At 68.1% G+C, this 24086-nt stretch carries 26 protein-coding genes; 12 read left to right on the top strand and 14 right to left on the bottom strand.

The genetic code is table 11. The annotated features are described in order from the left end of the window. The first annotated feature begins 29 nt into the window (after positions 1 to 29). On the top strand, positions 30 to 293 hold the full coding sequence (locus AC5P56_RS07740) for a putative signal transducing protein (protein ID WP_032956987.1): 264 nt from the start codon (positions 30 to 32) through the stop codon (positions 291 to 293). Between the two features lie 30 nt (positions 294 to 323). After that, entirely contained in the window at positions 324 to 989 is a 666-nt protein-coding gene (gene msrA, locus AC5P56_RS07735; protein ID WP_032956996.1) for a peptide-methionine (S)-S-oxide reductase MsrA, read from the top strand. 583 nt (positions 990 to 1572) lie between these two features. Here msrA and AC5P56_RS07730 read toward each other — a convergent pair. The 5 genes from AC5P56_RS07730 to ahpC form a co-directional block, all read right to left on the bottom strand. Then, the gene (locus tag AC5P56_RS07730; protein WP_032956985.1) at positions 1573 to 2529 is read right to left on the bottom strand and encodes a transaldolase; all 957 of its coding nucleotides are present in this window, start codon (positions 2527 to 2529) and stop codon (positions 1573 to 1575) included. Positions 2530 to 2579: 50 nt separating this feature from the next. Further along, positions 2580 to 2984 (bottom strand): nucleoside diphosphate kinase regulator, encoded by a 405-nt coding sequence (gene rnk, locus AC5P56_RS07725; protein WP_014036052.1) that lies wholly within the window; start codon positions 2982 to 2984, stop codon positions 2580 to 2582. 123 nt (positions 2985 to 3107) lie between these two features. Further along, on the bottom strand, positions 3108 to 4070 hold the full coding sequence (locus tag AC5P56_RS07720; RefSeq protein ID WP_014646003.1) for a LysR substrate-binding domain-containing protein: 963 nt from the start codon (positions 4068 to 4070) through the stop codon (positions 3108 to 3110). Positions 4071 to 4155: 85 nt separating this feature from the next. After that, on the bottom strand, positions 4156 to 5748 hold the full coding sequence (gene ahpF / locus AC5P56_RS07715) for an alkyl hydroperoxide reductase subunit F (RefSeq protein ID WP_014646004.1): 1593 nt from the start codon (positions 5746 to 5748) through the stop codon (positions 4156 to 4158). Between the two features lie 224 nt (positions 5749 to 5972). Next, entirely contained in the window at positions 5973 to 6536 is a 564-nt protein-coding gene (gene ahpC / locus AC5P56_RS07710) for an alkyl hydroperoxide reductase subunit C (RefSeq protein WP_005408159.1), read from the bottom strand. A 322-nt stretch (positions 6537 to 6858) separates the two neighbouring features. Between ahpC and prmC the strand changes: the two genes are divergently transcribed. Genes prmC through AC5P56_RS07695 form a run of 3 tightly spaced genes read left to right on the top strand, consistent with a single transcriptional unit; the run spans position 6859 to position 8878 of the window. Continuing rightward, the gene (prmC, locus tag AC5P56_RS07705; protein WP_495231524.1) at positions 6859 to 7716 is read left to right on the top strand and encodes a peptide chain release factor N(5)-glutamine methyltransferase; all 858 of its coding nucleotides are present in this window, start codon (positions 6859 to 6861) and stop codon (positions 7714 to 7716) included. Between the two features lie 48 nt (positions 7717 to 7764). Further along, the gene (gene pip, locus AC5P56_RS07700) at positions 7765 to 8706 is read left to right on the top strand and encodes a prolyl aminopeptidase (protein ID WP_495231523.1); all 942 of its coding nucleotides are present in this window, start codon (positions 7765 to 7767) and stop codon (positions 8704 to 8706) included. A 31-nt stretch (positions 8707 to 8737) separates the two neighbouring features. After that, entirely contained in the window at positions 8738 to 8878 is a 141-nt protein-coding gene (locus tag AC5P56_RS07695) for a hypothetical protein (RefSeq protein WP_154583309.1), read from the top strand. A gap of 142 nt (positions 8879 to 9020) precedes the next feature. On the opposite strand, the gene AC5P56_RS07690 is transcribed toward AC5P56_RS07695, so the two are convergent. After that, positions 9021 to 9905 carry a LysR family transcriptional regulator gene (locus AC5P56_RS07690; RefSeq protein WP_014646007.1) on the bottom strand — a complete coding sequence of 295 codons (885 nt, stop codon included), beginning with the start codon at positions 9903 to 9905 and terminating at the stop codon, positions 9021 to 9023. A gap of 105 nt (positions 9906 to 10010) precedes the next feature. Between AC5P56_RS07690 and AC5P56_RS07685 the strand changes: the two genes are divergently transcribed. Next, a complete protein-coding gene (locus tag AC5P56_RS07685; RefSeq protein WP_032956978.1) occupies positions 10011 to 11429 on the top strand; it encodes an MFS transporter in 1419 nt (472 codons plus the stop codon). 136 nt (positions 11430 to 11565) lie between these two features. Here the strand turns inward: AC5P56_RS07685 and AC5P56_RS07680 are convergent, their stop codons facing one another. From AC5P56_RS07680 to AC5P56_RS07665, 4 genes are read right to left on the bottom strand one after another with little or no spacing between them, the layout of a single operon-like run. Next, positions 11566 to 12363 (bottom strand): N-formylglutamate amidohydrolase, encoded by a 798-nt coding sequence (locus AC5P56_RS07680; protein ID WP_032956976.1) that lies wholly within the window; start codon positions 12361 to 12363, stop codon positions 11566 to 11568. Then, a complete protein-coding gene (locus AC5P56_RS07675; protein WP_049408489.1) occupies positions 12356 to 12910 on the bottom strand; it encodes an NUDIX hydrolase in 555 nt (184 codons plus the stop codon). The genes AC5P56_RS07680 and AC5P56_RS07675 overlap by 8 nt, the downstream gene beginning before the upstream one ends. Next, on the bottom strand, positions 12907 to 13842 hold the full coding sequence (locus AC5P56_RS07670) for a 5'-3' exonuclease (RefSeq protein WP_014646011.1): 936 nt from the start codon (positions 13840 to 13842) through the stop codon (positions 12907 to 12909). The genes AC5P56_RS07675 and AC5P56_RS07670 overlap by 4 nt, the downstream gene beginning before the upstream one ends. Continuing rightward, positions 13839 to 14420, bottom strand: coding sequence for a nitroreductase family protein (locus tag AC5P56_RS07665; protein WP_014646012.1), 582 nt, complete (start codon positions 14418 to 14420; stop codon positions 13839 to 13841). The genes AC5P56_RS07670 and AC5P56_RS07665 overlap by 4 nt, the downstream gene beginning before the upstream one ends. Positions 14421 to 14751: 331 nt before the next feature. Here AC5P56_RS07665 and pacR point away from each other — a divergent pair, with 331 nt between their 5' ends. Both pacR and AC5P56_RS07655 read left to right on the top strand, forming a co-directional pair. Next, positions 14752 to 17073, top strand: a complete 2322-nt coding sequence (gene pacR / locus AC5P56_RS07660; RefSeq protein ID WP_041863077.1) for a PacR family protein — start codon at positions 14752 to 14754, stop codon at positions 17071 to 17073. A gap of 52 nt (positions 17074 to 17125) precedes the next feature. Continuing rightward, positions 17126 to 18205 (top strand): NAD(P) transhydrogenase subunit alpha, encoded by a 1080-nt coding sequence (locus AC5P56_RS07655; protein WP_262216491.1) that lies wholly within the window; start codon positions 17126 to 17128, stop codon positions 18203 to 18205. 120 nt (positions 18206 to 18325) lie between these two features. Here AC5P56_RS07655 and AC5P56_RS07650 read toward each other — a convergent pair whose 3' ends face one another. From AC5P56_RS07650 to AC5P56_RS07640, 3 genes are read right to left on the bottom strand one after another with little or no spacing between them, the layout of a single operon-like run. Then, positions 18326 to 18778: a DUF3106 domain-containing protein gene (locus AC5P56_RS07650; RefSeq protein ID WP_014646015.1), complete on the bottom strand. Its 453-nt coding sequence runs from the start codon at positions 18776 to 18778 to the stop codon at positions 18326 to 18328. Positions 18779 to 18781: 3 nt separating this feature from the next. Further along, positions 18782 to 19111, bottom strand: coding sequence for a membrane protein (locus tag AC5P56_RS07645; protein WP_032956964.1), 330 nt, complete (start codon positions 19109 to 19111; stop codon positions 18782 to 18784). After that, a complete protein-coding gene (locus AC5P56_RS07640) occupies positions 19108 to 19692 on the bottom strand; it encodes an RNA polymerase sigma factor (RefSeq protein WP_080052964.1) in 585 nt (194 codons plus the stop codon). The genes AC5P56_RS07645 and AC5P56_RS07640 overlap by 4 nt, the downstream gene beginning before the upstream one ends. A gap of 98 nt (positions 19693 to 19790) precedes the next feature. Between AC5P56_RS07640 and AC5P56_RS07635 the strand changes: the two genes are divergently transcribed. Beyond that, the gene (locus AC5P56_RS07635) at positions 19791 to 20111 is read left to right on the top strand and encodes an NAD(P) transhydrogenase subunit alpha part 2 (protein WP_014646018.1); all 321 of its coding nucleotides are present in this window, start codon (positions 19791 to 19793) and stop codon (positions 20109 to 20111) included. Continuing rightward, positions 20108 to 21568 carry an NAD(P)(+) transhydrogenase (Re/Si-specific) subunit beta gene (locus AC5P56_RS07630; RefSeq protein ID WP_014646019.1) on the top strand — a complete coding sequence of 487 codons (1461 nt, stop codon included), beginning with the start codon at positions 20108 to 20110 and terminating at the stop codon, positions 21566 to 21568. Before AC5P56_RS07635 ends, AC5P56_RS07630 begins: the two co-directional genes overlap by 4 nt. A 180-nt stretch (positions 21569 to 21748) precedes the next feature. Here the strand turns inward: AC5P56_RS07630 and AC5P56_RS07625 are convergent, their stop codons facing one another. Further along, positions 21749 to 22168 (bottom strand): hypothetical protein, encoded by a 420-nt coding sequence (locus AC5P56_RS07625; RefSeq protein WP_046429036.1) that lies wholly within the window; start codon positions 22166 to 22168, stop codon positions 21749 to 21751. A gap of 122 nt (positions 22169 to 22290) precedes the next feature. Between AC5P56_RS07625 and sufT the strand changes: the two genes are divergently transcribed. Beyond that, positions 22291 to 22842 carry a putative Fe-S cluster assembly protein SufT gene (gene sufT, locus AC5P56_RS07620; protein WP_005415385.1) on the top strand — a complete coding sequence of 184 codons (552 nt, stop codon included), beginning with the start codon at positions 22291 to 22293 and terminating at the stop codon, positions 22840 to 22842. Between the two features lie 59 nt (positions 22843 to 22901). Further along, positions 22902 to 23996, top strand: a complete 1095-nt coding sequence (locus AC5P56_RS07615) for a branched-chain amino acid aminotransferase (RefSeq protein WP_014646022.1) — start codon at positions 22902 to 22904, stop codon at positions 23994 to 23996. Positions 23997 to 24086 lie beyond the last annotated feature (90 nt).

Genomic DNA, 24086 nt, shown 5'->3' with positions numbered 1-24086 from the left:
GCTGGAGCCCTGCCCCGAGGAGCCGCCGCATGCACATCGTGTACAAGGCCGACAACCTGTTCGACGCCCATCTGGTCAAGCACGCGCTGGAAAACGCCGGCATCCCCGCCTTCGTGTTCGGCGAGCAGCTGCTGGGGGGCATGGGCGAGCTGCCGTTGTTCGGTGTGTTGCGGGTCGGCATCCCCGACGCGGCGCGGCCGCAGGCGGAGGACATCATCGCGGCGCTGGACTTGGGCCAGGCCGCCGCCGACCCCATTTCCGATGCAGACGATATGGCCGGACTGCCGGCGTAGGAGCGCATCATGTTGGGAATTGGCCAGGGCATCCTCGGCATCGGGGCCTTCAAGCAGCGCCTGCCGCGCCCGGAAGAGGCACTGCCGGGGCGCGAGCAGCCATTGCCGCTGCACAGCAACCAGCACTTCGTGAACAGCCATCCGCTGAAGGACCGCTTCGCCGGCCTGCAGCAGATCCGCTTCGCGCTGGGCTGTTTCTGGGGCGCCGAGCGCAAGTTCTGGACCGAGCCGGGCGTGTACAGCACCTCGGTCGGCTACGCCGGCGGCATCACCCCGAACCCGACCTATGAAGAAGTGTGCTCGGGCCTGACCGGGCACACCGAAGTGGTGCAGGTGGTGTTCGACCCGGCGGTGGTGAGCCTGGAACGGCTGCTGCAGCTGTTCTGGGAAAGCCACGACCCGACCCAGGGCATGCGCCAGGGCAACGACACCGGCACCCAGTACCGTTCGGCGATCCACGCCACCGACGAGGCACAGTACGCTGCCGCGCTGGCCAGCCGCGAGGCCTACCAGGCCCAGCTGGATGCGGCCGGCTACGGCCCGATCACCACCGAGATCGTGTACCCGGCACCGGCGTACTACTACGCCGAGGACTATCACCAGCAGTACCTGGCGAAGAATCCGAACGGCTACTGCGGCATCGGCGGCACCGGCGTGAGCTGCCCGATCGGGTTGGATGTGGAGGCGCCGCGCTGACGCGCGGTGGTCCGCCTGCGGCGGGCAACGTCAACGGCTGAAAGCCAAAGCCAAAGCCAAAGCCAAAGCGGCTCTGGGTTGCTGCTTGTTGGGTGGGGCGGTGTGGGTTGGCAGGACACGCCGTGAACCCGTCCCTGGGGGCTCGATGGCGCCATCCATGGCGCCAACGGTCCTGCCAACCCACACCGCCCCACCCCCGACAGTTTCCCGGTGACGGTGGGAAAGAGCATTGGGTTACTGACGAACTGATGGAAAACAAAAAGGAGGCGGCGTTCGCCGCGTCCTTTTTATTTGGTTCTGCATTGCCCTTGTAGAGCCGAGCCATGCTCGGCTCCGAGCAAGCGAAGCGCGCGACCCGCTGTTGCTCTTCTTTCTTTCTTCCGTGGCGGGTGACCACCGGAAACTGTCAGAGGGCGGGCGGGTTGGGTTCGCGGGAGTGTCCGCCGCATGGATGCGGCGGCCAAGCCTCCAGGGATGGATTCACGGCGTCTCCCGCGAACCCAACCCGCCCGACCCAGCGCGGCTTTTTGCTCTTTGCGACCAACCGACCCGCCACGAGGGGCTCAGCCGTTGGCCGGAATCCTCACAGTGCCGCGCGGATCCGCTCGCGCAGTGCTTCCAGATCCTTGGCAAACGCATCGATACCGGTCGCCAGCTTCTCGGTGGCCATCGGATCGGCCGCCAGGTCTGCTGCGAACTTCGCCGCATCGATCGGGGGCACCGCCGCGCCATCAGCGGCACCGGCCACCAGCTTGCGCGGCAGCGCGCCGTGGTCGGCGTCCAGCTTCTCCAGCAGGTCCGGCGAAATGGTCAGGCGGTCGCAGCCGGCCAGCGCCTCGATCTGTGCGGTCGAACGGAACGAGGCGCCCATCACCACCGTCTTCGAACCGCGGCGCTTGAATTCGGCATAGACGCCGCGCACGAACTTCACGCCCGGGTCTTCGTCGATGCTGGCCGGGGTCTGGCCGTTGGCCACGTACCAGTCCAGGATGCGGCCGACGAACGGGGAGATCAGGAACGCGCCGGCCTCGCTGCAGGCCAGCGCCTGGGTCGGGTTGAAGATCAGGGTCAGGTTGCAGTCGATGCCTTCGGCCTGCAGGATGCGCGCGGCTTCCACGCCTTCCCAGGTCGCGGCGATCTTGATCAGGATCTTCTCGCGCGGCACCCCGGCATCGGCGTACATCTGGATGAACTGGCGGGCCTTGGCCACGGTGGCGGCGGTGTCGTGGGCCTGGTCGGCGTCCACTTCGGTGGACACACGGCCCGGCACCAGCGTGCTCAACAGCGCGCCGACGCCGATGGTCAGGCGGTCGGCCACGGCGTGCACCACGGCTTCGCGGTCGCCCGCCTGCTGGCGGCCCCAGGCCAGTTCGCGTTCGATCAGTTCGGCGTAGACCGGCAGGTCCAGCGCCTTCTTCACCAGGGTCGGGTTGGTGGTGCAGTCCACCGGCTGCAGGCGCTTGATCGCCTCGTAGTCACCGGTATCGGCAACGACCACGGACAGTTCGCGCAGCTGGGACAGTTTGGACGGGGTACTCATTACGGCTCCTGGTGCAGGGGGATCGAATCGCGCGCGGTGCGCAGCGGTAATCAGGGGCGGTCGTTGTGGACCGCAGTCACGCGCAGGCGCAGCTTGCGGCCGCCGGGCGCGTTCCAGTCGATGCTCTGGCCGATGGCCAGGCCGAGCAGGGCACTGCCGACCGGGGCCAGCACGGAGACCTTGCCTTCATCGACATTGGCTTCGCGGGGGAAGACCAGGGTCAGGACGTGCTTTTCGCCCGACACTTCATCTTCGCACTCCACGCGCGAATGCATCATGACGATGCCTTCGGGAATCTGGTCCGGTGCCAGCACGGTGGCCCGGTTGAGTTCTTCAGCAAGCGCGAGCGCGGCAGGCGTCTGGCTCAGCGCAGGGGATTCGAGCATGGCGTCCAGGCGGTCCATGTCGAAGGTAGAAACGGTGATCGACGGCGGCAGGCCGCTGGCGGTGTTCATGGTGAAGCTCCTTGGTTGAAAGCCATGCAAAAGGCGGCACCTGCTGGCGCCGCCTGTCTGTATTGTGGGGACAAATGCGGCCGGAATCGACTCCTGCCGATTCCGGGCCGGTGCTGCGGGGGCTCAGCCGTTCAGCGCGGGGCCGGGCAGGGCCGGTGCATCGCTGCCGGCATCGAGCGCCTCCAGCGTGAACAGTGCCTGCGGCAGGCGCTTGAACTGGTCGGCCAGCTCCATCAGGAAGTCGTTCATGGCCGAGCTGCGGCGCCAGATCATGGCGATGCGGCGGCTGGGACGGCCTTCGCCGGTGAAATCGAGCAGGCGGATGTTGTTCGAGCGCGGCACCGGCGGCTGCACCGACAGGCTCGGCAGCAGGGTGATGCCGACGTCGGCGGCGACCATCTGCCGCAGCGTTTCCAGGCTGGTGGCGCGGAATTCGGACTTCTCGTTGGCGCCGAACAGGCGGCAGACTTCCAGCGCCTGGTCGCGCAGGCAATGCCCGTCTTCCAGCAGCAGCAGCTTCTGCGTGGCCAGTTCCTGCACGTCCAGGTGTTCGCGGCGGGCCAGCGGGTGGCGCCCGGACACGGCCAGCAGGAACGGTTCCTCGAACAGGAATTCGGCATGCAGCTGGTCGTCGATCACCGGCAGGGCCAGCAGTGCGGCGTCGAGCTTGCCTTCGCGCAGGCGGTCCAGCAGCACGTCGCTCTTTTCCTCGACCAGCAGCAGTTCCAGCTCCGGGAAGCGCTCGCGGATGCGCGGGATCACATGCGGCAGCAGGTACGGGCCGAGGGTCGGGAAGATGCCCAGGCGCACCGTGCCGGCTTCCGGATCGCGGCTGCGTCGCGCCGCCTCCTTCAGCTGTTCCACCTCAGACACGATCACCCGCGCCCGCGCCGCCGCTTCCTGGCCGGCCGGGGTCAGCATCACCTTGCGCGGTGCGCGTTCCACCAGCGGCAGGCCCAGCTCTTCTTCCAGCTTGCGGATCTGCGTCGACAGCGTGGGCTGGCTGACGAAGCAGGAGGCGGCAGCCCGGCCGAAATGCTTGTGGTCGGCCAGGGCTACCAGGTACTTCAGATCACGTAGGTTCATCCTTACACCCCAGGGGTAACGGACCGGCTGACGGCGTGGTTACCCGACAGGCAGACAATGTTCCCGGTGATCTGGGAACGGTGGATCAGGCTGCTTCAGCAACGGCACCGCTGCTGTTGCTCACCGACGAGCGGATCAGGTGGTCGAACGCACTCAGTGCGGCGGTCGAGCCGGCGCCCATGGCGATGATGATCTGCTTGTAGGGCACCGTCGTGCAATCGCCAGCGGCGAACACGCCCGGCAGGTTGGTCTGGCCGCGGTCGTCGATGACGATCTCGCCGCGCGGCGACAGCGCCACCACATCCTTCAGCCACTCGGTGTTGGGCAGCAGGCCGATCTGCACGAAGATGCCTTCCAGCTCGACGCGGTGGGCATCGCCGCCGACGCGGTCCTTGTAGACCAGGCCGGTGACGCGGCTGCCGTCGCCCAGCACTTCGGTGGTCTGCGCGCTGGTCAGCACGGTCACGTTGCCCAGGCTGCGCAGCTTCTTCTGCAGCACTTCATCGGCGCGCAGGCTGGAATCGAACTCCAGCAGGGTTACATGCGACACGATGCCGGCCAGGTCGATGGCCGCTTCCACGCCGGAGTTGCCGCCGCCGATCACCGCCACGCGCTTGCCCTTGAACAGCGGGCCATCGCAGTGCGGGCAGTACGCCACGCCCTTGTTGCGGTACTGGTCTTCGCCCGGCACGTTCATCTGCCGCCAGCGCGCGCCGGTGGACAGGATCACCGAACGCGACTTCAGTACCGCGCCGTTTTCCAGCTGCACCTGCACCAGGCCGTCTTCGCCGGCCGGCACCAGCGCACTGGCGCGCTGCAGGTTCATGATGTCCACCTCGTACTCGCGCACGTGCTGCTCCAGCGCCGTGGCCAGCTTGGGGCCCTCGGTCTCCTTCACCGAAATGAAGTTCTCGATCGCCATGGTGTCCAGCACCTGGCCACCGAAACGCTCGGCGGCGATGCCGGTACGGATGCCCTTGCGTGCGGCGTAGATCGCCGCTGCAGCGCCGGCCGGGCCACCGCCCACCACCAGCACGTCGAAGGCGTCCTTGGCGGCGATCTTCTCGGCATCGCGCTTGCCGGCGTTGGTGTCCAGCTTGGCCACGATCTGCTCGAGGGTCATGCGGCCCTGGTCGAAGATTTCACCGTTGAGGTACACGGTCGGCACCGACATGATCTCGCGCTTCTCGACTTCGTCCTGGAACAGGGCGCCATCGATGGCCACGTGCTGGATGCGCGGGTTGAGCACCGCGGCCAGGTTCAGCGCCTGCACCACGTCCGGGCAGTTCTGGCAGGACAGCGAGAAGTAGGTCTCGAACCGGTAGTCGCCTTCCAGGTTCTGCACCTGCTCGATCAGCTCGGCGGTGGCCTTGGACGGGTGCCCGCCGACCTGCAGCAGCGCCAGCACCAGCGAGGTGAACTCGTGGCCCATCGGCAGGCCGGCGAAGGTCAGGTGGATGTCCTGGCCCGGGGTGCCCAGGTCGAAGGACGGCACGCGGCCCTGGCCATCGCGCAGCACCTGCAGCGAGATCTTGTCCGACAGGCTGTCCAGGGTCTGCAGCAGTTCCAGCATTTCCTGCGACTTGGCGCCGTCGTCGGCGTGCGCGGTGATCTGGATCGGGCGGGTCACGCGCTCCAGATAGGTCTTCAGCTGCGACTGCAGGTTGGCGTCCAACATCGGTCTTCTCCTGGCTTCAGGCAAACAGAGGGCGTGGCACCGCTGTACAAGGTAGCGGACCAGCTGGGGGTAGGGGTGAACCCAAGACAGCGACCGTGGAAGGGGCTGGCTGGCCAAGGCGGGCGAGCGTTGGCTGTCTTGGGTTCACCCCCACGCCGGCGGGGGGACCGGCACGGGGATGAAGGGCGCGCCGCGGCGTGGGGCCACGGCAGGCCGGTACTGCCTTAGATCTTGCCGACCAGGTCCAGCGACGGGGTCAGGGTCTTCTCGCCTTCCTTCCACTTGGCCGGGCACACCTGGTTCGGGTTGGCGGCGGTGAACTGGGCAGCCTTCAGCTTGCGCAGGGTCTCGGACACGTCACGGGCGATCTCGTTGGAGTGGATCTCCAGGGTCTTGATCACGCCTTCCGGGTTGATGATGAAGGTGCCGCGCAGGGCCAGGCCTTCTTCCGGAATGTGCACGCCGAAAGCGTTGGTCAGCTGGTGGGTCGGGTCGCCGACCAGCGGGAACTGGGCCTTGCCGACGGCCGGCGAGGTCTCGTGCCACACCTTGTGCGAGAAGTGGGTATCGGTGGTGACGATGTAGACCTCGGCGCCGGCCTTCTTGAACTCGGCGTAGTGGTCAGCTGCGTCCTCGATCTCGGTCGGGCAGTTGAAGGTGAAGGCGGCCGGCATGAAGATCAGGACGGACCACTGGCCCTTCAGGCTGGCGTCGGAAACCTTGATGAACTCGCCGTTGTGGTAAGCGTTGGCTTCGAACGGCTGGATCTGGGTGTTGATGAGGGACATCATTTTTCCTCTTGGTGAAGGGGAGTGGGTGAATCGACAGGAGCTAGGTTACCCATTCGCTGGCGATAAGAACAATGCATTGATTGCATCTATTTGATAGATGGAGTCTATCAAAAGGCACTTAGCAGGCACTGAACCCGGCCGCTTTCATCCTGCAACTGACTGTGTGACAAGGAAAATCTCGCCGGACCGCTGCCTGGGGCCGATAGCCCCTCCTTATCCCGTCCGGAGGAAACTGAACGGATTCCGATTTTGTAGAGCCGAGCCCATGCTCGGCTGTTCCAGAAGCAGCCGAGCGTGGGCTCGGCTCTACAATTGCGGAATGCCTTTCCAAACCGAACCCACCCTGCGCCAGATCGTGGCCGACGCCAGTGCCCGCTTGGGCGGCGTCGAAGCCCGCCACGAGGCGGAGCTGCTGCTGCTGCATGTGCTGGACCGCCCACGCAGTTGGCTGTTCGCGCATGCCACCGATCCGCTGGCCGCCGCCGACCAGGCCGCCTTCGAGACGCTGTTGGCCCGCCGCGTGGCCGGCGAGCCGGTCGCCTACCTGACCGGCCGCCGCGGATTCTGGACGCTGGATCTGGAGGTCGATCCGGCCACGCTGATCCCGCGCCCGGAGACCGAACTGCTGGTCGAGCTGGCGCTGGAACGCCTGCCGCAGGACCGTGCGCTGCGGCTGGCTGACCTGGGCACCGGCAGCGGCGCGATCGCCTTGGCGCTGGCCAGCGAGCGGCCACAGGCACAGGTGCTGGCCACCGATGCCAGCCCGGGTGCGCTGGCCGTGGCCGCGCGCAATGCCGCGCGCCATGAACTGCGCAACGTCCGCTTCGCCGAGGGCGGGCACGATTGGTACGCGCCGTTGCAGGGCATGCGCTTCGACCTGATTGCGAGCAATCCGCCGTACATCGCCAGCGACGACCCGCACCTGCGACAGGGCGACTTGCGCTTCGAACCGGCCTCCGCGCTGGCGTCCGGTGTGGACGGCCTGGATGACATCCGCCGCATCATCGACGGCGGCCAGGCGCATCTGCTGCCCGGTGGCTGGTTGCTGATCGAGCACGGATGGGACCAGGGCGCGGCGATCCGCGCGCTGTTCGACGCCGTCGGTTTTGCCGAGGTGCAGACCGTGCAGGACCTGGAGCAGCGCGACCGCATCACCCTGGGCCGGCGACCGGCCTAGAATGGGGGTTCTCCTGCCCCGGCAGGGCATCACCCTGGAGCTGCAAGCATGCGTACGCTGTACCCCGCCATCACCCCCTACGACGTCGGCACCCTGAAGGTCGACGACCGCCACACGCTGTATTTCGAACAGTGCGGCAACCCGGACGGCAAGCCGGTGGTGATGCTGCACGGTGGCCCGGGCGGTGGTTGCAGCGACAAGATGCGCCAGTTCCACGACCCGTCCAAGTACCGCATCATCCTGTTCGACCAGCGTGGTGCGGGTCGATCCACCCCGCACGCGGACCTGGTGGACAACACCACCTGGGACCTGGTCGCCGATATCGAGAAGCTGCGCGAGCACCTGAAGGTCGATCGCTGGCAGGTGTTCGGTGGCAGCTGGGGCTCGACCCTGGCCCTGGCCTATGCCGAGACCCATCCGCAGCGCGTGACCGAACTGGTCCTGCGCGGCATCTTCATGCTGCGCCGCTGGGAGCTGGAATGGTTCTACCAGGAAGGCGCCAACCGCCTGTTCCCGGATGCGTGGGAGCATTACCTGAAGCCGATCCCGTCGGTGGAGCGTCATGACCTGATCTCGGCCTTCCACCGCCGCCTGACCAGCGACGACGAAACCACCCGCCTGGAAGCCGCCAAGGCGTGGGCGGTGTGGGAAGGCGCGACCAGTTTCCTGCACGTCGATGATGACTTCATCAACAGCCACGAAGACCCGCACTTCGCCCTGGCCTTCGCCCGCATCGAGAACCACTACTTCGTCAACGGTGGCTTCTTCGAGGTGGAAGACCAGCTGCTGCGCGACGCGTACCGCATCGCCGACATCCCGGGCGTGATCGTGCACGGCCGCTACGACGTGGTCTGCCCGCTGGCCAACGCCTGGGACCTGACCAAGGTGTGGCCGAAGGCGAAGCTGGAAATCACCCCGGCCTCGGGCCATTCGGCGTTCGAAGCCGAGAACGTGGACGCGCTGGTGCGCGCCACCGATGGCTTCGCCTGATCGGTAGTGCCGGCCGCTGGCCGGCAACGCCTTGCCGGGTCGTTTCGCCGCCGCCCGATGTGGCTCGCCGGCCAGCGGCCGGCGCTACCGGATAGCCAAGGCCTCGGGCCATTCGGCGTTCGAGGCCGACAACGTGGACGCGCTGGTGCGCGCCACCGATGGCTTCGCCTGATCGGTAGTGCCGGCCGCTGGCCGGCAATGCCTTGCCGGTCCGTTTCGCCGCCGCCCGATGTGGCTCGCCGGCCAGCGGCCGGCGCTACCGGTACCCAAGGGTTCTGACCCCGCCGAAACCTTCATCCACGCATGGCGTGGATTTACCAATCCCCGGCCAGCAACGCGTCGGCCAGCACCTGCAGCTTCGGCGAGTGCTGGCGCGACGGTGGGTAGATCAGCGACAGCGCGCGGCTGCGGCCTTCAAGCGGCTGCAGCACGCGTTGCAGGCGGCCGTCAGCCAGCGCGTCGGCCACCGCGAAATCCATCACCTGCACGATGCCGATGCCGGCGATGGCCGCTTCCACCAGCGGATCGCCGCTGTCGAACACCATCCGCGTCGGTGGGGTGAAGTCGCGCAGTTGGCCCTCCTGCAGGAACTGCCAGTCCACCAGCCGGCCACTGCGCAGGTTGCGCACCGCCAGGCACGCGTGATCCCGCAGCGCGGCCACATCGTCCGGTGCGCCACAGCGGGCCAGATACGCGGGGCTGGCCACCGTCACCCAGCGCAGCGGACGCAGCGGGCGCGCGACGATGCGCTGGTCGGCGATGACGCCGGTGCGCAGGGCGGCATCGAAACCTTCCTCGACCAGATCGACCAGACGGTCACTGAGCACGGCCTCCACCTGCAGTTGCGGGTGCTGTTGCAGCAACGGCGCCAGCAGCGGTACCAGCACCTTGCGCCCGAACATCGAGGGCGCGCTGATCTTCAGGGTGCCCGCGGGCGTGCAGGGACGGTCGGCCAACTGGCGTTCGGCATCCTCCAGGCCACACAGCAGCGGTGCCACCTGATCGACGAACTGGCGGCCATCCGGGGTCAGCGCCACGTTGCGGGTGTTCCGCTGCAGCAGCTTCACCCCCAGCGTGGCCTCCAGCCGGCCGATCGCGCGCGACAGGCCGGACTGGCTCAGGCCCAGCTGCCCGGCGGCGACGGTGAAACTGCGGGCTTCGGCCACCTGCACCAGCATGCGCACTGCATTGAGGTCCATCGAAGTTCCATTCATGATGAAAATCATGACAGATATGGCTGGCAGGGGGTTTATTGATTCGGTCGCATCAATGAGACTGCGCTCCCCCACCGCGCCAGACCGCCGATGCCTCCCCTCAAGTACCCGCGCTGGGCGCTGACCCTGCTGGCCACTGCCCAGCTGATCATCGCCCTGGATGCCACCATCATCTTCGTCGCCCTGCACGACATGGGCCGCGCGCTGCAGATCAACGCGCAGCAGCTGCAATGGGTAGTCAGTGCCTACACCGTGGCGTTCGGCGGCAGCCTGCTGCTGGGCGGGCGCGCCGCTGACCTGATCGGCCGCCGCCGCTTCTACCGGCTGGGCATGCTGCTGTTCGCGCTGGCGTCGCTGTTCGGCGCGCTGGCGCCGAATGCCACCCTGTTGATCATCGCGCGCGCGGCGCAGGGCATCGGTGCCGCGTTGCTGTTCCCGGCCACGCTGGCGCTGATCAACACGTTGTATGCGGAAGGCCCGGTGCGCAACCGCGCACTGGCGATCTGGAGCATGGCCAGTGCGGTCGGCCTGGCGCTGGGCACGCTGCTCGGTGGCGTGCTGACCCAGGCGTTCGGCTGGCCGGCGGTGCTGGCGGTGATCGTTCCGCTGGCCACCGCCTGTGCAGTCGCGGCCGGCGCGTGGTTGCCGGCCGATGGCCCGCGTGTGCAGGGCCGTTCCTTCGATCTGGCCGGTTGCCTCACCGTCACCGCCGGCGGCAGCCTGCTGGTCACCACCCTGGTGCAAGGGCCGGAGTGGGGCTGGACGGCACGGGCCACGCTCATCTGCCTGCTGCTTTCAGCCGTGCTGTTGACGGTGTTCGTACAGATCGAAAAGCGCAGCCGTGACCCGCTGATGCAGTTTGCGCTGCTGCGCCTGCCCGGCCTGCGCGCGGCACTCGGCCTGACCTTCGCCTTCATGAGCAGCTATGGCGTGCAGTACTACTTCCTGGCGCTCTACTTCCAGGATGGTTACGGCTGGAGCCCGCTGCAGGCCGGCATGGCCTTCCTGCTGCCGACCGTGGTGTGCACCTTCGGCATCCGCATTGCCGAACGCATGCTGCGGCGCCGTTCGCCACGGCAGGTGCTGGCCTGGGGCTTCGCGGCCGGTGCCATCGGCATCACTGCGGTGGCGCTGGCGATGCCGCATGGCGCCGGTTACTGGCCGCTGCTGCCGGGCATCGTGGTGCTCAGCGTGGGCCAGGGCATGAGCTGGACGGCGATGTGGATCGTGGCCGGGCAGGGCGTGCCGGGGCCGCAGCAGGGTGTGGCGTCCGGCATGGCCGCCACCGCACAGCAGATCGGCGGCGCGTTGGGACTGGCGGTACTGGTGATGGTGGCCAACGCCGCGCGCGGCACGCAGGAGGCAACCAGCCCTGATGCGCTGCAGGGCATGGTCAATGCGCAGTACGGCGCCGCGCTGTTCGCCGCGCTCGGCGTGGTGATCGCGCTGGGCCTGCGCCCGGCGCCGGTCGAATCGGCTGCTGCCGTCTGCCCGGTCAACGAGGCATGATTGAAGGCGCTGCCGTGGGTGGATGTGCCACGCCTGCGGTGGTGCCGGCCGCTGGCCGGCAACCTCGGGGTGGTTGGATCATTGAGGTTGCCGGCCAGCGGCCGGCACTACCGATACGGGATGGAACCACGCGCGTTCAACCCAGCGCCAGCAGCTCCGGTTGCAGCGCGCTGAAGATCCGCGCCAGCCGCTCCGCCCACGCCTGCTGCCCGGCGGCATCGGCGATCAGGTCCTGGCGGATCTCCAGTTCCACGTGCACCAGGCCGCGCCCTTCGCCATGCACCGGTACCGCGTAGTCGCTGGTACTGCTGACCGAATACGGTTCGTTGTCACCCACCACCAGGTCGCCTTCATCGCGCAGTGCCTGCAGCAGTGCATGCGCAAAGCGCGTGTCCTGGTGGTACAGCACGCCGGCGTGCCACGGCCGCTGCGTGCCGTTCATCACTGGCGTGAAGCTGTGCATCATCACCAGCAGGGTGGGGCGGCCGGCATCGCGGCGTGCATCCAGTTCCGCGTCGATGCGCGCATGGTAGGGCGCGTGGATCGCATCGATGCGCTGCTGCCGCTGTGCAGCCGACAGCCTGGCATTGCCCGGGACCACGGTGTGGTCGCTCACTTCCGGAATCAGCGTCGGCGAGGCCAGTGGGCGGTTGCAGTCGATCAGCAGCCGCGAATAGGTCTGTTCGATCGCCCATGCATCCAGCCGTTCGGCCAGTGCGCGGGTGGTGCCGGCGATGCCGATGTCCCAGCCGATATGGCGGTCCAGCTCGGCCTGGGCCAGGCCGAGCCCGGTCAGCGCGCGTGGCACCTGCTGGCCGGCGTGATCGGCCAGCAGCAGGTAAGGCGAGGCGCCCTGCGGCCGGTGGAGGGTATAGATCGCCGGGTCGTCGGCGCCCAGCAGCGCCGGCAGTACGTGCAGATCGGCGTCAGCCACGCGGGCGCCCGTCCAGGTGGTGCTCGATCATCCACAGGCCCGCCCAAAGCTTGGCATCCAGCTCATAGCCTTCGCCCATCTTCTGCACCAGCCAGGCCGCCGCCTGCGCGCGCGGAATCTCGTGCACGGTGATGTCTTCGCTGTCATCGCCGCCACCGTCGCCGATCCGGCGCAGGCCGGTGGCGCGTACGAAGGCGATCTTCTCGCTGCTGGCGCCGGAGGACGTCGGGCCGATCATCAGCACTTCGGCGTGATCGGCGGTCCAGCCGGTTTCTTCTTCCAGCTCGCGCACGGCCGAGACTTCGATCGATTCGCCGGCGTGGATGTCGCCGACCAGGCCGGCCGGCATCTCGATGGTGGGGGCCTGCAGCGGCACGCGGAACTGTTCGACGAACAGCACCTTGTCCTCCGGGGTCACCGCGATGATGATCGCGGCCAGGCCACCGGCATGGGTACGTTCGCTGTATTCCCAGGTGCCGCGTACCAGCATGCGCTGGTACTTGCCTTCATAGACGACACGCGGGGCTTCGGTGTTGCGCTGGCTCATGCGGGCTCGCTGTGGGTGGGAAGAATATCGGGTACGCCAGCGGCATCGAACAGCCGGCGGCGGGTCATCGGGCCGAAGCGCAGGGTCTGGCACAGGCCGCCGAGCAGCTCGGGGTCGGCGGTCTGGCGCAGCAGGCCGGGTTGGCTGCCTTCCAGCGGCGCGTCCAGCGCGATGGTGGTCAGCTGGCGCCAGAGCAGGGCGTGCTCGCGCTGCTCGCGCAGGCGCACCGCCATCTGGGCGGCACCGCGCAGGCGCAGGAACGGCACTTCGTCCAGGCGTTCGTACAGCGCATCCAAGCTGCCGAAATGGGCCAGCAGCACGGCGGCGGACTTGCTGCCGACACCACTGACACCGGGAATGTTGTCCACCGCATCGCCGCACAGCGCCAGGTAATCGGCAATCTGGTGCGCGTGCACGCCGTGCCGTGCCTTCACGCCGGCCACGTCCCAGCGCTGGTTGCGGGCGTAGTCCCACTGTTCGTCGTGATCCAGCAGCAGCTGCGACAGGTCCTTGTCGGCGGAGATGATCACCCCGCGATGGCTGCCGCGGTGCACGTGCAGTGCGCTGCCGATCAGGTCGTCGGCTTCGTAGTCGTGGTGGGCGAGGACGGCAAGGCCCAACGCCGCGCACAGCGCCTTGCAGTGCACGAACTGGCGCTTGAGCGCTTCCGGTGCCGGATCACGGTTGGCTTTGTAGGCCGGATACAGGCGGTGGCGGAAGCCGCTGTCGAGCGCTTCGTCGAAGGCAATGGCGATGTGCCGCGGGCGCTCGCGCTCCAGCAGGTCCAGCAGGAAGCGGGCGAAGCCGTGCACAGCATTGGTCGGCCAGCCCTGCGCGTCCTGGAACTGGTCCGGCAGCGAGTGCCAGGCGCGGAACACGTAGATGCTGGCATCGACCAGGTACAGCGACGGCGGCGGTGCCGGCAGGGTCATGCCGGCGGCGTCCAGTCCTGCAGCAGGGTCGCTGGGTCGGGGCGCTCGCGCTCGGGCACGTCGGCCTTGGCGGTGCCGATGTGGATGAAGCCGGCGATGCGTTCACCCTCGACCAGGCCCAGATGGGCCTGCACGACCGGATCGAAGGCCATCCAGGCCGTCAGCCACTGTGCGCCGAAGCCAAGCGCCTGCGCGGCCTGCAGCAGGGCGAAGCAGACGCAGCCGGCGGTCATCAGCTGTTCCTGTTCTGGCACCTTCGGGTCCGGGCGTGGGCTGGCGACCACCACGATCACCAGCGGGGCGTGGCTGAAACGCTGGCGGTCCTTCTCGAACACGGCCTCGCCGGCATGCGGGTCGCGCTGGCGGCTGCGCTTGGCCAGGAAGTCGCCCAGAGTGTGACGTGCATCGCCGGCGATCTTCAGGAAGCGGAACGGCACGCGTTTGCCGTGGTCGGGCACGCGCACGGCCGACGCCAGCATCCGCTGCAGGGTGGCCGGGTCCGGGCCGGGCTCGCCCAGTTGCCGCGAAGGCACTGAGCGGCGGGCATCCAGGGCGAGCAGGGCAGCGGGGTCGGGCATGGAGTCTGAACCGGTCATCACGGGTGTTTGATTATAGTCGGGGTGGTCAATGACGCCGTCTGTGTCGCGTCCGGCCCCTGAATACCAAACTGTGATGAACATCATGCCACTGGCGGGAAACGGACAGCCGCTTCCCCTCGCCTCGTGGGCCTTGCACGGCTTACGATACCCCTCTTGCCGGGCCGCCGGTCATGAGGTTTGAAGTGAGGACTGTTTCACTGTCCGTGACGGGCTGGCCGGCCTACCATCGACGTTCCGGTACATGGGGTGTGCCGGTCGTCGCGATGTCCATGCTGTCTGTCGTACCAGAGAAGGTGGGGAGCCTTCCCGAATGATGAGCGTGCCCACACCGATGGGATCGCCGGGCCGTGACCCGGCCCAGCTCCAGCTTGCCCGGGACATGGTCCTGCCCGCGCTGTGCCAGGCCTTCGGGGCCGCGCTGGCGCGTTTCGACGATGCCCTGTTCGACCGCGCCGGCAATGCCGGCTCGTCGCAGTTGCTGTTCCTGGACGCGATGCGCGAACTGCGCCGCCGCCGTGAGGAGATCGCTGCCGCCTTCGCCGGCCACCTGCAGCAGGCGTGGGCCGCATTGGCGGCCGGTGAGCCGCTGTCGGCCGAGGCGACCCTGTCCGGGCCGGCCGAGGATGGCCTGAGCCTGCTGGCCGAACACGTACTGGAATCGCGGTTGGCGGTGCGCAATTTCGCCACCGTGCTGCTGCGTGACTTCAAGCCGGTGCTGGCGCGGCTGGACCGCCGCCTGGGCCGGTTGATCGGCGGCGTGGAACTGGACGCCGACCACAATCCCATCAGCCCCGAACATCTGGGCGTGGCCATCCACGAGGCCTTTGCCGGCTGCGAACTGGCCCCGGAAGTGCATCTGGTGCTGATCAAGCTGTGCGAGCGCGACCTGCGTGCACCGGTCGGCCGCATCTACGAGAAGCTGGACGAGCAGCTGGCCGCAGCCGGCGTGATGTCGCAGATGGGGGCTCCGCAGCGCCCACAACCGCCGGCACCGGATCCGCGCATGACCGGGATGCTGGATGACCTGGTCGAGCATCGCCACGGCGCGGGCGTCGATCCGGGGTTCAGCGATGACGAGCAGGCCGCACCGGCTTGGGCGCAGCGCTTTGCCGCCCGCTGGTCCGAGCGCCGCGGGCATATGCAGCAGCACCTGGGCGGCGATGATGGCGCCGCCGGCGAGGCCTACGCCGGCCAGCAGGGCATGCTGCTGGAAGCGTTGCACGAACTGCTGCAGCAGACCCGCCATGTGCGTGAGGACGCCACGTCTGCGGCACAGGTGGCGGTCGGCCAGCAGCGCCCGCTCAGCCAGCGCGAAATGATGTCGGTGCTGTCGCTGCTGCAGGCCACGCCGAGCGCGACGCTGCGTGCAGCCATCGGCGAGGACGGCGAATCGCTGGCGCAGCGGCTGAAGAGCGAAGTGCTGTCCAGCGCCACCCAGCTCGGCGTCGATCCGGGCCAGACCCGGCTGGACCCGCAGGATGAGGATGCCATCGACCTGGTCGGCATGCTGTTCGACGTGATGCTGGACGAGCGTGAACTGGAAGGCCGCTCGCGCGAACTGATCGGCCGCCTGGTCGTGCCTTTCGTCAAGGTCGCCATGCTCGACCGCCGCATGTTCGTGCAGAAGACCCATCCGGCGCGCAAGCTGCTCAATTCGCTGGCCGAGGCCTGCGAGGGCAACACCGGCGAGAGCCAGGCCGAGCGCATGCTGATGGCCAAGGTCGAGGAGATCATCGAGCGCCTGGTGGCCGAGTTCAACGAAAACCTGGCGATCTTCCTGACCCTGGAAGAAGAATTCCGCGAGTTCCTGGTGCAGCATCGCCGCCGCGTGGAAATCGCCGAGCGTCGCGCCGCAGAAACGCAACGCGGCCAGGAAAAGCTGGAAATGGCCCGCACCCGGGCCGGTGCGGAACTGGATCGTCGCATCGGTGATGCCACCCTTCCGCCGGCCATTGCCGAGTTCCTGCGCCAGCCCTGGCAGCACCACCTGACCCTGGCGCTGCTGCGCGAGGGCGAAGAAGGCGCGTCGGTGGCCGAGGCACTGAGCCTCGGCGACGGCCTGCTGGAGGAAGTGGCCGAGGCACGCCGGCAGATTGTCGGCAAGCCATGGCTGCAGGCCTGGCAGCCGGTGCTGGCCAAGGTGTTTGCCAGCGTCGGTGTGCACGGCGATGCGGCTACCGGTGCGATCGACGCCCTGCACGACACGTTGCAGGGCATCGCCGAGTCGCGGCCGGAACTGCAGCGCGCGCTGCCCGAGCTGCCGCAGGTCGCGCTGCCGGCACCGCCGGTGGCCGAATCGCCAGCGGTGGAACTCAGCGGGCAGATCGATGCCGACGATTTCGACAACGCCGATGCCGACCGCTTCCGACGCATGGAAATCGGCAACTGGTTGGACTTCGTCGACAAGGACGGCAAGGTCCAGGCGGGCAAGCTGTCCTGGGTCAGCCCGATTTCCTCGCGCCTGCTGTTCGTCAACCGTCGCGGCGTGCGCTTCTGCGTGGCCTCGCCAGAAGAGCTGGCGGTGATGGTGCGGCTCGGCCGCCTGCGTGCCCACGTTGACGATGGCGCCTTCGACAGCGCCATGCAGGGCGTGATCGACCGCCTCGACCCGGGCAGCACCACCCTGCACTGAGTGCTGGCTGCCTGCTAGGATCGGGAAAACTCACCGATCAGCGGGGACCTGCATGGCCGTGGCGTTGCTGGGGATCAAGGAGACCGCGCCGGGTGAACGGCGCGTGGCGTTGACACCGGAAACCGCGCGCAAGCTCGGTGCCCTCGGCATTACGGTCTGGTACGAGGCCGGCGCCGGGCTGGCCGCCGGCTTCACCGATGCCGCCTATGACGACGCCGGCGCACGTGTCTTCGACGCGGGCCGCTGGGCCGAGATCGATATCCTGCTGTGCGTGCAGGCACCTCCTGCGACGGTGCTGGAGCAGCTCAGGCCCGGTGCCAGCGTGGTTGGCCTGCTGGCACCGGCCAACGATCCGGCGCTGGCCGCGCTGGCGGCCGATGATCGCCTGCAGCTGTTCCCGCTGCAGCAGCTGCCGCGCACCACCCGCGCGCAGGCGATGGATGTACTCAGTTCGCAGGCCGGCATGGCCGGCTACAAGGCAGCGCTGATTGCCGCCGAACGCGCGCCGCGCTTCTTCCCGATGCTGACCACCGCCGCTGGCACCGTGCGGCCGGCCAAGGTGCTGGTGATCGGTGCCGGCGTGGCGGGCCTGCAGGCCATCGCCACCGCGCGGCGCCTCGGTGCACAGGTGGAAGGTTTCGATGTGCGCCCGGAAACCCGCGAGCAGATCCAGTCACTGGGTGCGCGCTTCCTCGATCTTGGCGTGAGCGCGGCCGGTGAAGGCGGCTACGCGCGTGCGTTGACCGACGAGGAGCGCGCCGAGCAGCAGCGTCGGCTGGCCGACCACCTGCGCAGCGTGGACGTGGTGATCTGCACGGCTGCCGTACCCGGTCGGCCGGCGCCGACCATCGTGACCGCCGCGATGGTGGAGGGCATGGCCACCGGCAGCGTCATTGTCGATCTGGCGGCCGAGAGCGGCGGCAACTGTGCACTGACCCAGCCGGGGCACTGCATCGAACACCAGGGCGTGACCATCGATGGTCCGCTGGGCCTGGCCAGTCGCGGCGCGACCCAGGCCAGTGAGATGTATGCGCGCAACCTGCTCAACTTCGTTGCGCTGTTCGTGCGCGAGGGGCGGCTCGGTTTCGACTGGGACGACGAGCTGCTGGCAAAGACGCGCTGGCAGGCATGAATGACGTGGGGTCAGATCCCTTTGCCTCTGGCAAAGGGATCTGACCCCGATCTCCCGCAATCTGCCAGGGGTCGGATCCCTTTGCGTCAGCAAAGGGCTCTGACCCCGTTCCCCGGGGCCTTACCGCGGCTTCGCCGGCGGCGGGTTGTCGCGCACCCAGTCCCGACGCTGCTCCGGCGTCATCTGCGACCAGCGCTCGCGCAGCGCGTCGCGCTGTGCCGGCGGCATGTTGCGCATCTGCCCGAACAGGGCGCGTGCCTGTTCACGCTGTTCCGGGCTCATGTGCTCGAAGCGGCGCAGGCCGCGGCGGGCCTTGTCGCGCTCCTCCGGGCTCATCGATTGCCAGCGCTGGCCGTGCGAGAGCATGCGCTGGCGCTGGCCGGCATCAGCGCTGTTCCAACGGTCGCGCAGCGGCGCCAGCAGGGACTCTCGCTGGGATTCGCTCAATTGCTCCCACGCAGGCAATGGCGCGACCGGTGCGGCAGGGGCGGGCGTGGCGTTCTGCGCCAGCGCCGGAACGGCCGGCAGCAGCGCCAGGGTCAACAGCAGTGGCAGGGCAAGCAGTCGGGACATGATTTACTCCATCGCCAGGTCGGTATCGCCCAGCCACAGGTACAGATCGGGATTCTCGTCGTAGAGCGCGCCGTTGTCTTCCACTGAAGCAAGCACGGGGTCCGGCGGCGGACCCGCAAGCGTGCCATGGCCGGTGAACTGCAGGCCAATGCCCAGTGCAACCACCAGTGAGCAGGCGCTGGCCAGCCACCAGCGCCAGCGCCCACGATGGGTGGTGGCCGTGGCGCCGTGGCGAGCTTGGCGCAGCCGGGCCAGCGTTGCCGGCGACAGCGCCTGCAGCGACTGCGCGTGCAGGCGGCGCAGGGTGTCATCGGAAGGCAGGGAGCGGTTCACGGGTGGGTCTCCAGGTAGTCCTGCAGCGCCTGCCGGGCGCGTGCCAGATGGGTTTTTACCGCGCCTTCGCTGCAGCCCATGGCGCGGGCGGTGGTGGCCCCGTCCAGGTCCTGCAGCACGCGCAGGGTGAAGGCCTCGCGCTGGCGGGCGGGCAGGGTGCGCAACGCGTCCACCAGCTGCTGGTACTGCTGGCGCTGCTCATGTGCCTGTGCCGGGTCCGGGCCGGGATCGGCCCAGTCGATCTCGCCGCCTTCCGCGTCCTGGTTGTCGCGCCAGAACGGCAGGCGGAAGCGGCGCCGGCGCTGCAGGTCGATCACCCGGCGGCGCAGGATGCTCCAGAACAGCGGCGCCCATTCGGCGGCCGGCTTGTCGGTGTAATCCAGCATGCGCAGCAGCGCGTCCTGCACCGCATCCATGGCGTCTTCGCGCTGGCGCAGGCCGGCCTCGGCGAAGCGGAACGCACGCGGGCCGACGCTGGCCAGGAATGCCTCCAGCGATGCCGGCAGGGCATCGGTCTCGGCGCTCGGGGGGGCGGGGCTGCTCACCAGCACAGGGTACGGTTCCTCGCTCGGGGTCACCATCGACAACGCGTGAGCGGCGCTCCGGTTGACGCCGGGTGCGCGCCGGGTTCAGCCCATGGTTATGATGGGCCGACGAAGACAGAGCAGGAGCGTTGCCGGTGAGTGACGGGTTCGTAGCGCTGTACATCTTCATGCTGGCAGCCATCGCCGGCCACGTGATCATTTCGCGGGTGCCGGTGATCCTGCATACCCCGCTGATGTCGGGCTCCAACTTCATCCACGGCATCGTGCTGATCGGCGCGATGGTGGTACTGGGGCATGCGCAGACGCCGCTGGAGAAGGCACTGGGCTTCCTGGCCGTGGTGCTCGGCGCCGGCAATGCCGCCGGTGGCTACGTGGTCACCGCGCGCATGCTGGAAATGTTCAAGCCGAGCGCGCCCAGGGGCGGCAAGGACGAACCGAAGGAGCCGCAGGCTTGAACATCAGCACCGTCGAACTGCTCGACTGGCTGGTCAAGGCCAGCTACCTGGTCGCCGCCACGCTGTTCCTGCTCGGCCTGCAGCGCATGGCCTCGCCGCTGACCGCGCGCAGCGGCATCCGCTGGGCCGGGCTGGGCATGCTGCTGGCCACCGCGGCCACCTTCTTCCTGCCCGAACTGCACAACGTGCCGTTGATCCTGGTGGCACTGCTGCTGGGTGCGGGCCTGGCCTGGTGGTCGGCCGGCAAGGTTGCCATCACCGACATGCCGCAGATGGTGGCGCTGTACAACGGCATGGGCGGCGGCTCGGCGGCGGCGATCGGCGCGGTGGAACTGCTGCGCTATGCCTTCCTGGCCCACCGCGATACCAGCCACTGGAGCGCGCAGGCGCTGGCCGACCTGGCCGCGCGCCAGCCGTCCGGCACGATGCTGCTGCTGGCGGTGGTCGGCGCGGCGATCGGCGCGGTGTCGCTGTCCGGCTCGGTGATCGCCTGGGCCAAGCTGGATGGACGCCTGGACAAGCGCGTGACCTGGCCCGGCCAGCAGGTGATGAACCTGCTGGTGGCGCTGGCGGTGGTGGTGCTGGCGATCATCGCGGCCAGTACGCTCAGTGCCTGGGCGATCGTCGCCTTCTTCGTGCTGGCACTGGCGCTGGGCGTGCTGATGACGCTGCCGATCGGCGGTGCCGACATGCCGGTGGTGATCTCGCTGTACAACGCGTTCACCGGCCTGGCAGTGTCGTTCGAAGGTTATGTGCTGGGCAACGAGGCGCTGATCATCGCCGGCATGATGGTCGGCGCGGCCGGCATCCTGCTGACCCGGCTGATGGCCAAGGCGATGAACCGGCCGATCCGCAACGTGCTGTTCTCCAACTTCGGCGGCGGTGCTGGTGGCGAAGCGCAGGCGATCAGCGGCGCGCAGAAGCCGATCGAAGCCCCGGATGTCGCGGCGATGATGGCCTACGCCGAACGCGTGGTGATCGTGCCTGGATACGGCATGGCCGTGGCCCAGGCCCAGCACAAGATCTGGGAACTGGCGCAGCGGCTGGGCCAGCGCGGGGTGAAGGTGAAGTTCGCCATCCACCCGGTCGCCGGGCGCATGCCCGGGCACATGAACGTACTGCTGGCCGAAGCGGGCGTGCCCTACGACCTGATCGCCGACATGGATGACATCAATCCGGAGTTTGCCAACACCGACGTGGTACTGGTGATCGGTGCCAACGACGTGGTCAATCCGGTCGCGCGTACTGATCCGGCCAGCCCGATCTACGGCATGCCGGTGCTGGACGTGGTCAACGCGCGCAACGTGGTGGTGATCAAGCGCGGCAAGGGCACCGGCTTCGCCGGTATCGAGAATGCGCTGTTCTACGCTGACAATACCCGCATGCTCTATGGCGACGGCGCCGAAGCGGCCGCCTCGCTGGTGAGCGAGCTGAAGGCGCTCGACGGCGGGCATTGAAGACCGGGGTCGGATCCCTTTCCGCAGGACAGGGCTCTGATCCCTTTCCCGGCCAGCGGCCGGCACTACCGGATCCGCGCGTGGTGGTTGCATCTGGTAGGTGCGGGCCTTGGTCCGCACGCTTTTGCCGGCCAGCGGCCGGCACTACCCCCCATCCGCGCGTGGCGTGGATCTACGCGCTCAGCGCGCCAGCCAGGCGCCGACGACCACGGCCACGGCCAGCCACAGCCATTCCATCGCGCCATTGGCCAGGTTGATCAGGGTCCAGGCCAGGTGCGGGCCCATCCGCGTGGTGGCATCCCACAGGTCCAGACCGATCGAGCCGCCCATCCAGGCGCTGGCGATGGCCCAGTTGGCCACGGCGGCCACCAGCAGAGTGCCGAGCACGACCAGGGCGATGCGCAACCGGCCCGGGCCCAGTGTGCCCAGGCGCAGCATGAACACCAGTTCCAGGGCGGACACTACCGCCATCCAGCCGACCTGTCGGCCGGTCATCAGCGCCAGGACCATCCAGGCGAGGGGAGCAACAAGCAGACCCAGCAACAGCATGAGGGACCAGAGCCAGGTGACGGTCCTGGCACGCGTGGCAATGGAGGACATCGAAGCTCCCTGAAGATCACCCACAGGATACTGTGGTTTGCCGCAGTGCACCGGCGGTGCCGGGGCGGCTGGGCTAGAATGCCGTCTTGCGTGGCCCCGGCCACGGCCCCATATCGGTCCCCATGTATTCCCGTAGCAGCGAACCTGTCCACTTCGAACGCGATTGCGAGGCCGTGATGGTCCCGCAGGGCGATACCGTGACCCTGCCTGCCGGCAGCTATGGGTACATCACCCAGGCGCTGGGCGGCAGCTATTCGGTGTTCGTCGAGGGCAACCTGTTCCGCATCGCCGGCAAGGACGGCGACGCCATCGGCAAGGAGGCGCCGGCACCGCTCGAGCTGCCGGCCGACGCCACCGATGAGCAGGTGGAACAACTGGTGTGGCAGCAGCTGCGCACCTGCTTCGACCCGGAGATTCCGGTCAACATCGTTGAACTGGGCCTGGTCTATGAAGTCGAGATCAAGCATCTGGACGAAGGCAAGCGCGAGATCGACGTGAAGATGACCCTGACCGCACCGGGCTGTGGCATGGGCGAGATCCTGGTCGACGACGTGCGCAGCAAGCTTGAAATGATCCCGACGGTGGCCGAGGCCGACGTCGACCTGGTGTTCGACCCGCCGTGGAACCAGCACATGATGTCCGAGGCGGCGCGGCTCGAGACCGGCATGCTTTGACCCAGGGCCCGCAGTGACGCGGGCCCGGCACTACCCGCAACCAGAACAGGAATCCTCCGGTGTCCCAGTCCATTCCCAGCTTCGCCGTCACCCGTTCGGACCACCCGCGCAGCGCTGAAGAGCGCGCCAAGATCCTGGAGAAGCCGGGCTTCGGCCTGCACTTCACCGATCACATGGTGGAAGTGCGCTGGGACAAGGATGCCGGCTGGCACAACGCCAGCGTGCGTGCCTACGGCCCGCTGCAGCTGGACCCGGCCGCGGCCGTGCTGCACTACGGCCAGGAGATCTTCGAAGGCATCAAGGCCTACCGCCATGCTGACGGCTCGATCTGGACCTTCCGCCCGGATGCCAACGGCCGTCGCCTGCAGCGTTCGGCGCAGCGCCTGGCGCTGCCGGAACTGCCGGTGGAGATCTTCGTCGAATCGCTGAAGCAGCTGATCGCCGTCGACAGCGAGTGGGTGCCGTCGGCCGACGAGTCGAGCCTGTACTTCCGCCCGTTCATGATCGGCGACGAAGCCTTCCTCGGCGTGCGCGGCGCGCACAAGGCCGGCTACTACGTCATCGCCAGCCCGGCCGGCCCGTACTTCGCCAAGGGCGTGGCCCCGGTGTCGATCTGGCTGTCCACCGAATACGCGCGCGCGGCCAAGGGCGGCACCGGCGCCGCCAAGTGCGGTGGCAACTACGCCGCCTCGCTGCTGCCGCAGCAGAAGGCGCAGGCGCAGGGCTGCTCGCAGGTGCTGTTCCTGGACCCGGTCGAAGGCAAGTACCTGGAAGAACTGGGCGGCATGAACGTGTTCCTGGTCTACAAGGACGGCACGCTGGTCACCCCGGAACTGTCCGGCAGCATCCTCGAGGGCATCACCCGCGAGAGCATCCTGCAGCTGGCGCGCGACCGTGGCATGAAGGTCGAAGAGCGCAAGGTCAGCATCGACGAGTGGAAGGACGGCGTGGCCTCCGGTGCGATCAGCGAAGTGTTTGCCTGTGGCACTGCGGCGGTGGTTACCCCGATCGGCCAGCTGAAGGGCGAGGGTTTCTCGGTGGGCGACATCAACGCGCCGGCCGGCGAAGTGACCATGTCGCTGCGCAAGGAACTGACCGACATCCAGTACGGCCGCCTGCCGGACCGGCACAACTGGCTGGTCAAGCTGGGCTGATCGCTCACGCTGAACTGTAGAGCCGAGCCCACGCCCGGCTGCGTTTCTGGAAAGCCCGTCCCTGTGACGGGCTTTCTGCGTTGTGGACAG

Source organism: Stenotrophomonas sp. YJH_SMC_131 (genome assembly GCF_059367975.1).
Note: the sequence above shows the minus strand (reverse complement) of the source record. Positions and strands in the feature narration are given on the sequence as shown.

Coding starts and splice junctions, on each gene's coding strand:
- prmC (WP_495231524.1), top strand. CDS start 6,859: ATGCCTTTCCAAACCGAACCCACCCTGCGCCAGATCGTGGCCGACGCC.
- AC5P56_RS07740 (WP_032956987.1), top strand. CDS start 30: ATGCACATCGTGTACAAGGCCGACAACCTGTTCGACGCCCATCTGGTC.
- rnk (WP_014036052.1), bottom strand. CDS start 2,984: ATGAACACCGCCAGCGGCCTGCCGCCGTCGATCACCGTTTCTACCTTC.
- AC5P56_RS07625 (WP_046429036.1), bottom strand. CDS start 22,168: ATGTCCTCCATTGCCACGCGTGCCAGGACCGTCACCTGGCTCTGGTCC.
- AC5P56_RS07640 (WP_080052964.1), bottom strand. CDS start 19,692: ATGGTGACCCCGAGCGAGGAACCGTACCCTGTGCTGGTGAGCAGCCCC.
- AC5P56_RS07650 (WP_014646015.1), bottom strand. CDS start 18,778: ATGTCCCGACTGCTTGCCCTGCCACTGCTGTTGACCCTGGCGCTGCTG.
- AC5P56_RS07655 (WP_262216491.1), top strand. CDS start 17,126: ATGGCCGTGGCGTTGCTGGGGATCAAGGAGACCGCGCCGGGTGAACGG.
- AC5P56_RS07685 (WP_032956978.1), top strand. CDS start 10,011: ATGCCTCCCCTCAAGTACCCGCGCTGGGCGCTGACCCTGCTGGCCACT.
- ahpC (WP_005408159.1), bottom strand. CDS start 6,536: ATGTCCCTCATCAACACCCAGATCCAGCCGTTCGAAGCCAACGCTTAC.
- AC5P56_RS07665 (WP_014646012.1), bottom strand. CDS start 14,420: ATGCCCGACCCCGCTGCCCTGCTCGCCCTGGATGCCCGCCGCTCAGTG.
- sufT (WP_005415385.1), top strand. CDS start 22,291: ATGTATTCCCGTAGCAGCGAACCTGTCCACTTCGAACGCGATTGCGAG.
- ahpF (WP_014646004.1), bottom strand. CDS start 5,748: ATGTTGGACGCCAACCTGCAGTCGCAGCTGAAGACCTATCTGGAGCGC.
- AC5P56_RS07690 (WP_014646007.1), bottom strand. CDS start 9,905: ATGGACCTCAATGCAGTGCGCATGCTGGTGCAGGTGGCCGAAGCCCGC.
- AC5P56_RS07730 (WP_032956985.1), bottom strand. CDS start 2,529: ATGAGTACCCCGTCCAAACTGTCCCAGCTGCGCGAACTGTCCGTGGTC.
- pacR (WP_041863077.1), top strand. CDS start 14,752: ATGATGAGCGTGCCCACACCGATGGGATCGCCGGGCCGTGACCCGGCC.
- AC5P56_RS07720 (WP_014646003.1), bottom strand. CDS start 4,070: ATGAACCTACGTGATCTGAAGTACCTGGTAGCCCTGGCCGACCACAAG.
- AC5P56_RS07675 (WP_049408489.1), bottom strand. CDS start 12,910: ATGAGCCAGCGCAACACCGAAGCCCCGCGTGTCGTCTATGAAGGCAAG.
- pip (WP_495231523.1), top strand. CDS start 7,765: ATGCGTACGCTGTACCCCGCCATCACCCCCTACGACGTCGGCACCCTG.
- AC5P56_RS07670 (WP_014646011.1), bottom strand. CDS start 13,842: ATGACCCTGCCGGCACCGCCGCCGTCGCTGTACCTGGTCGATGCCAGC.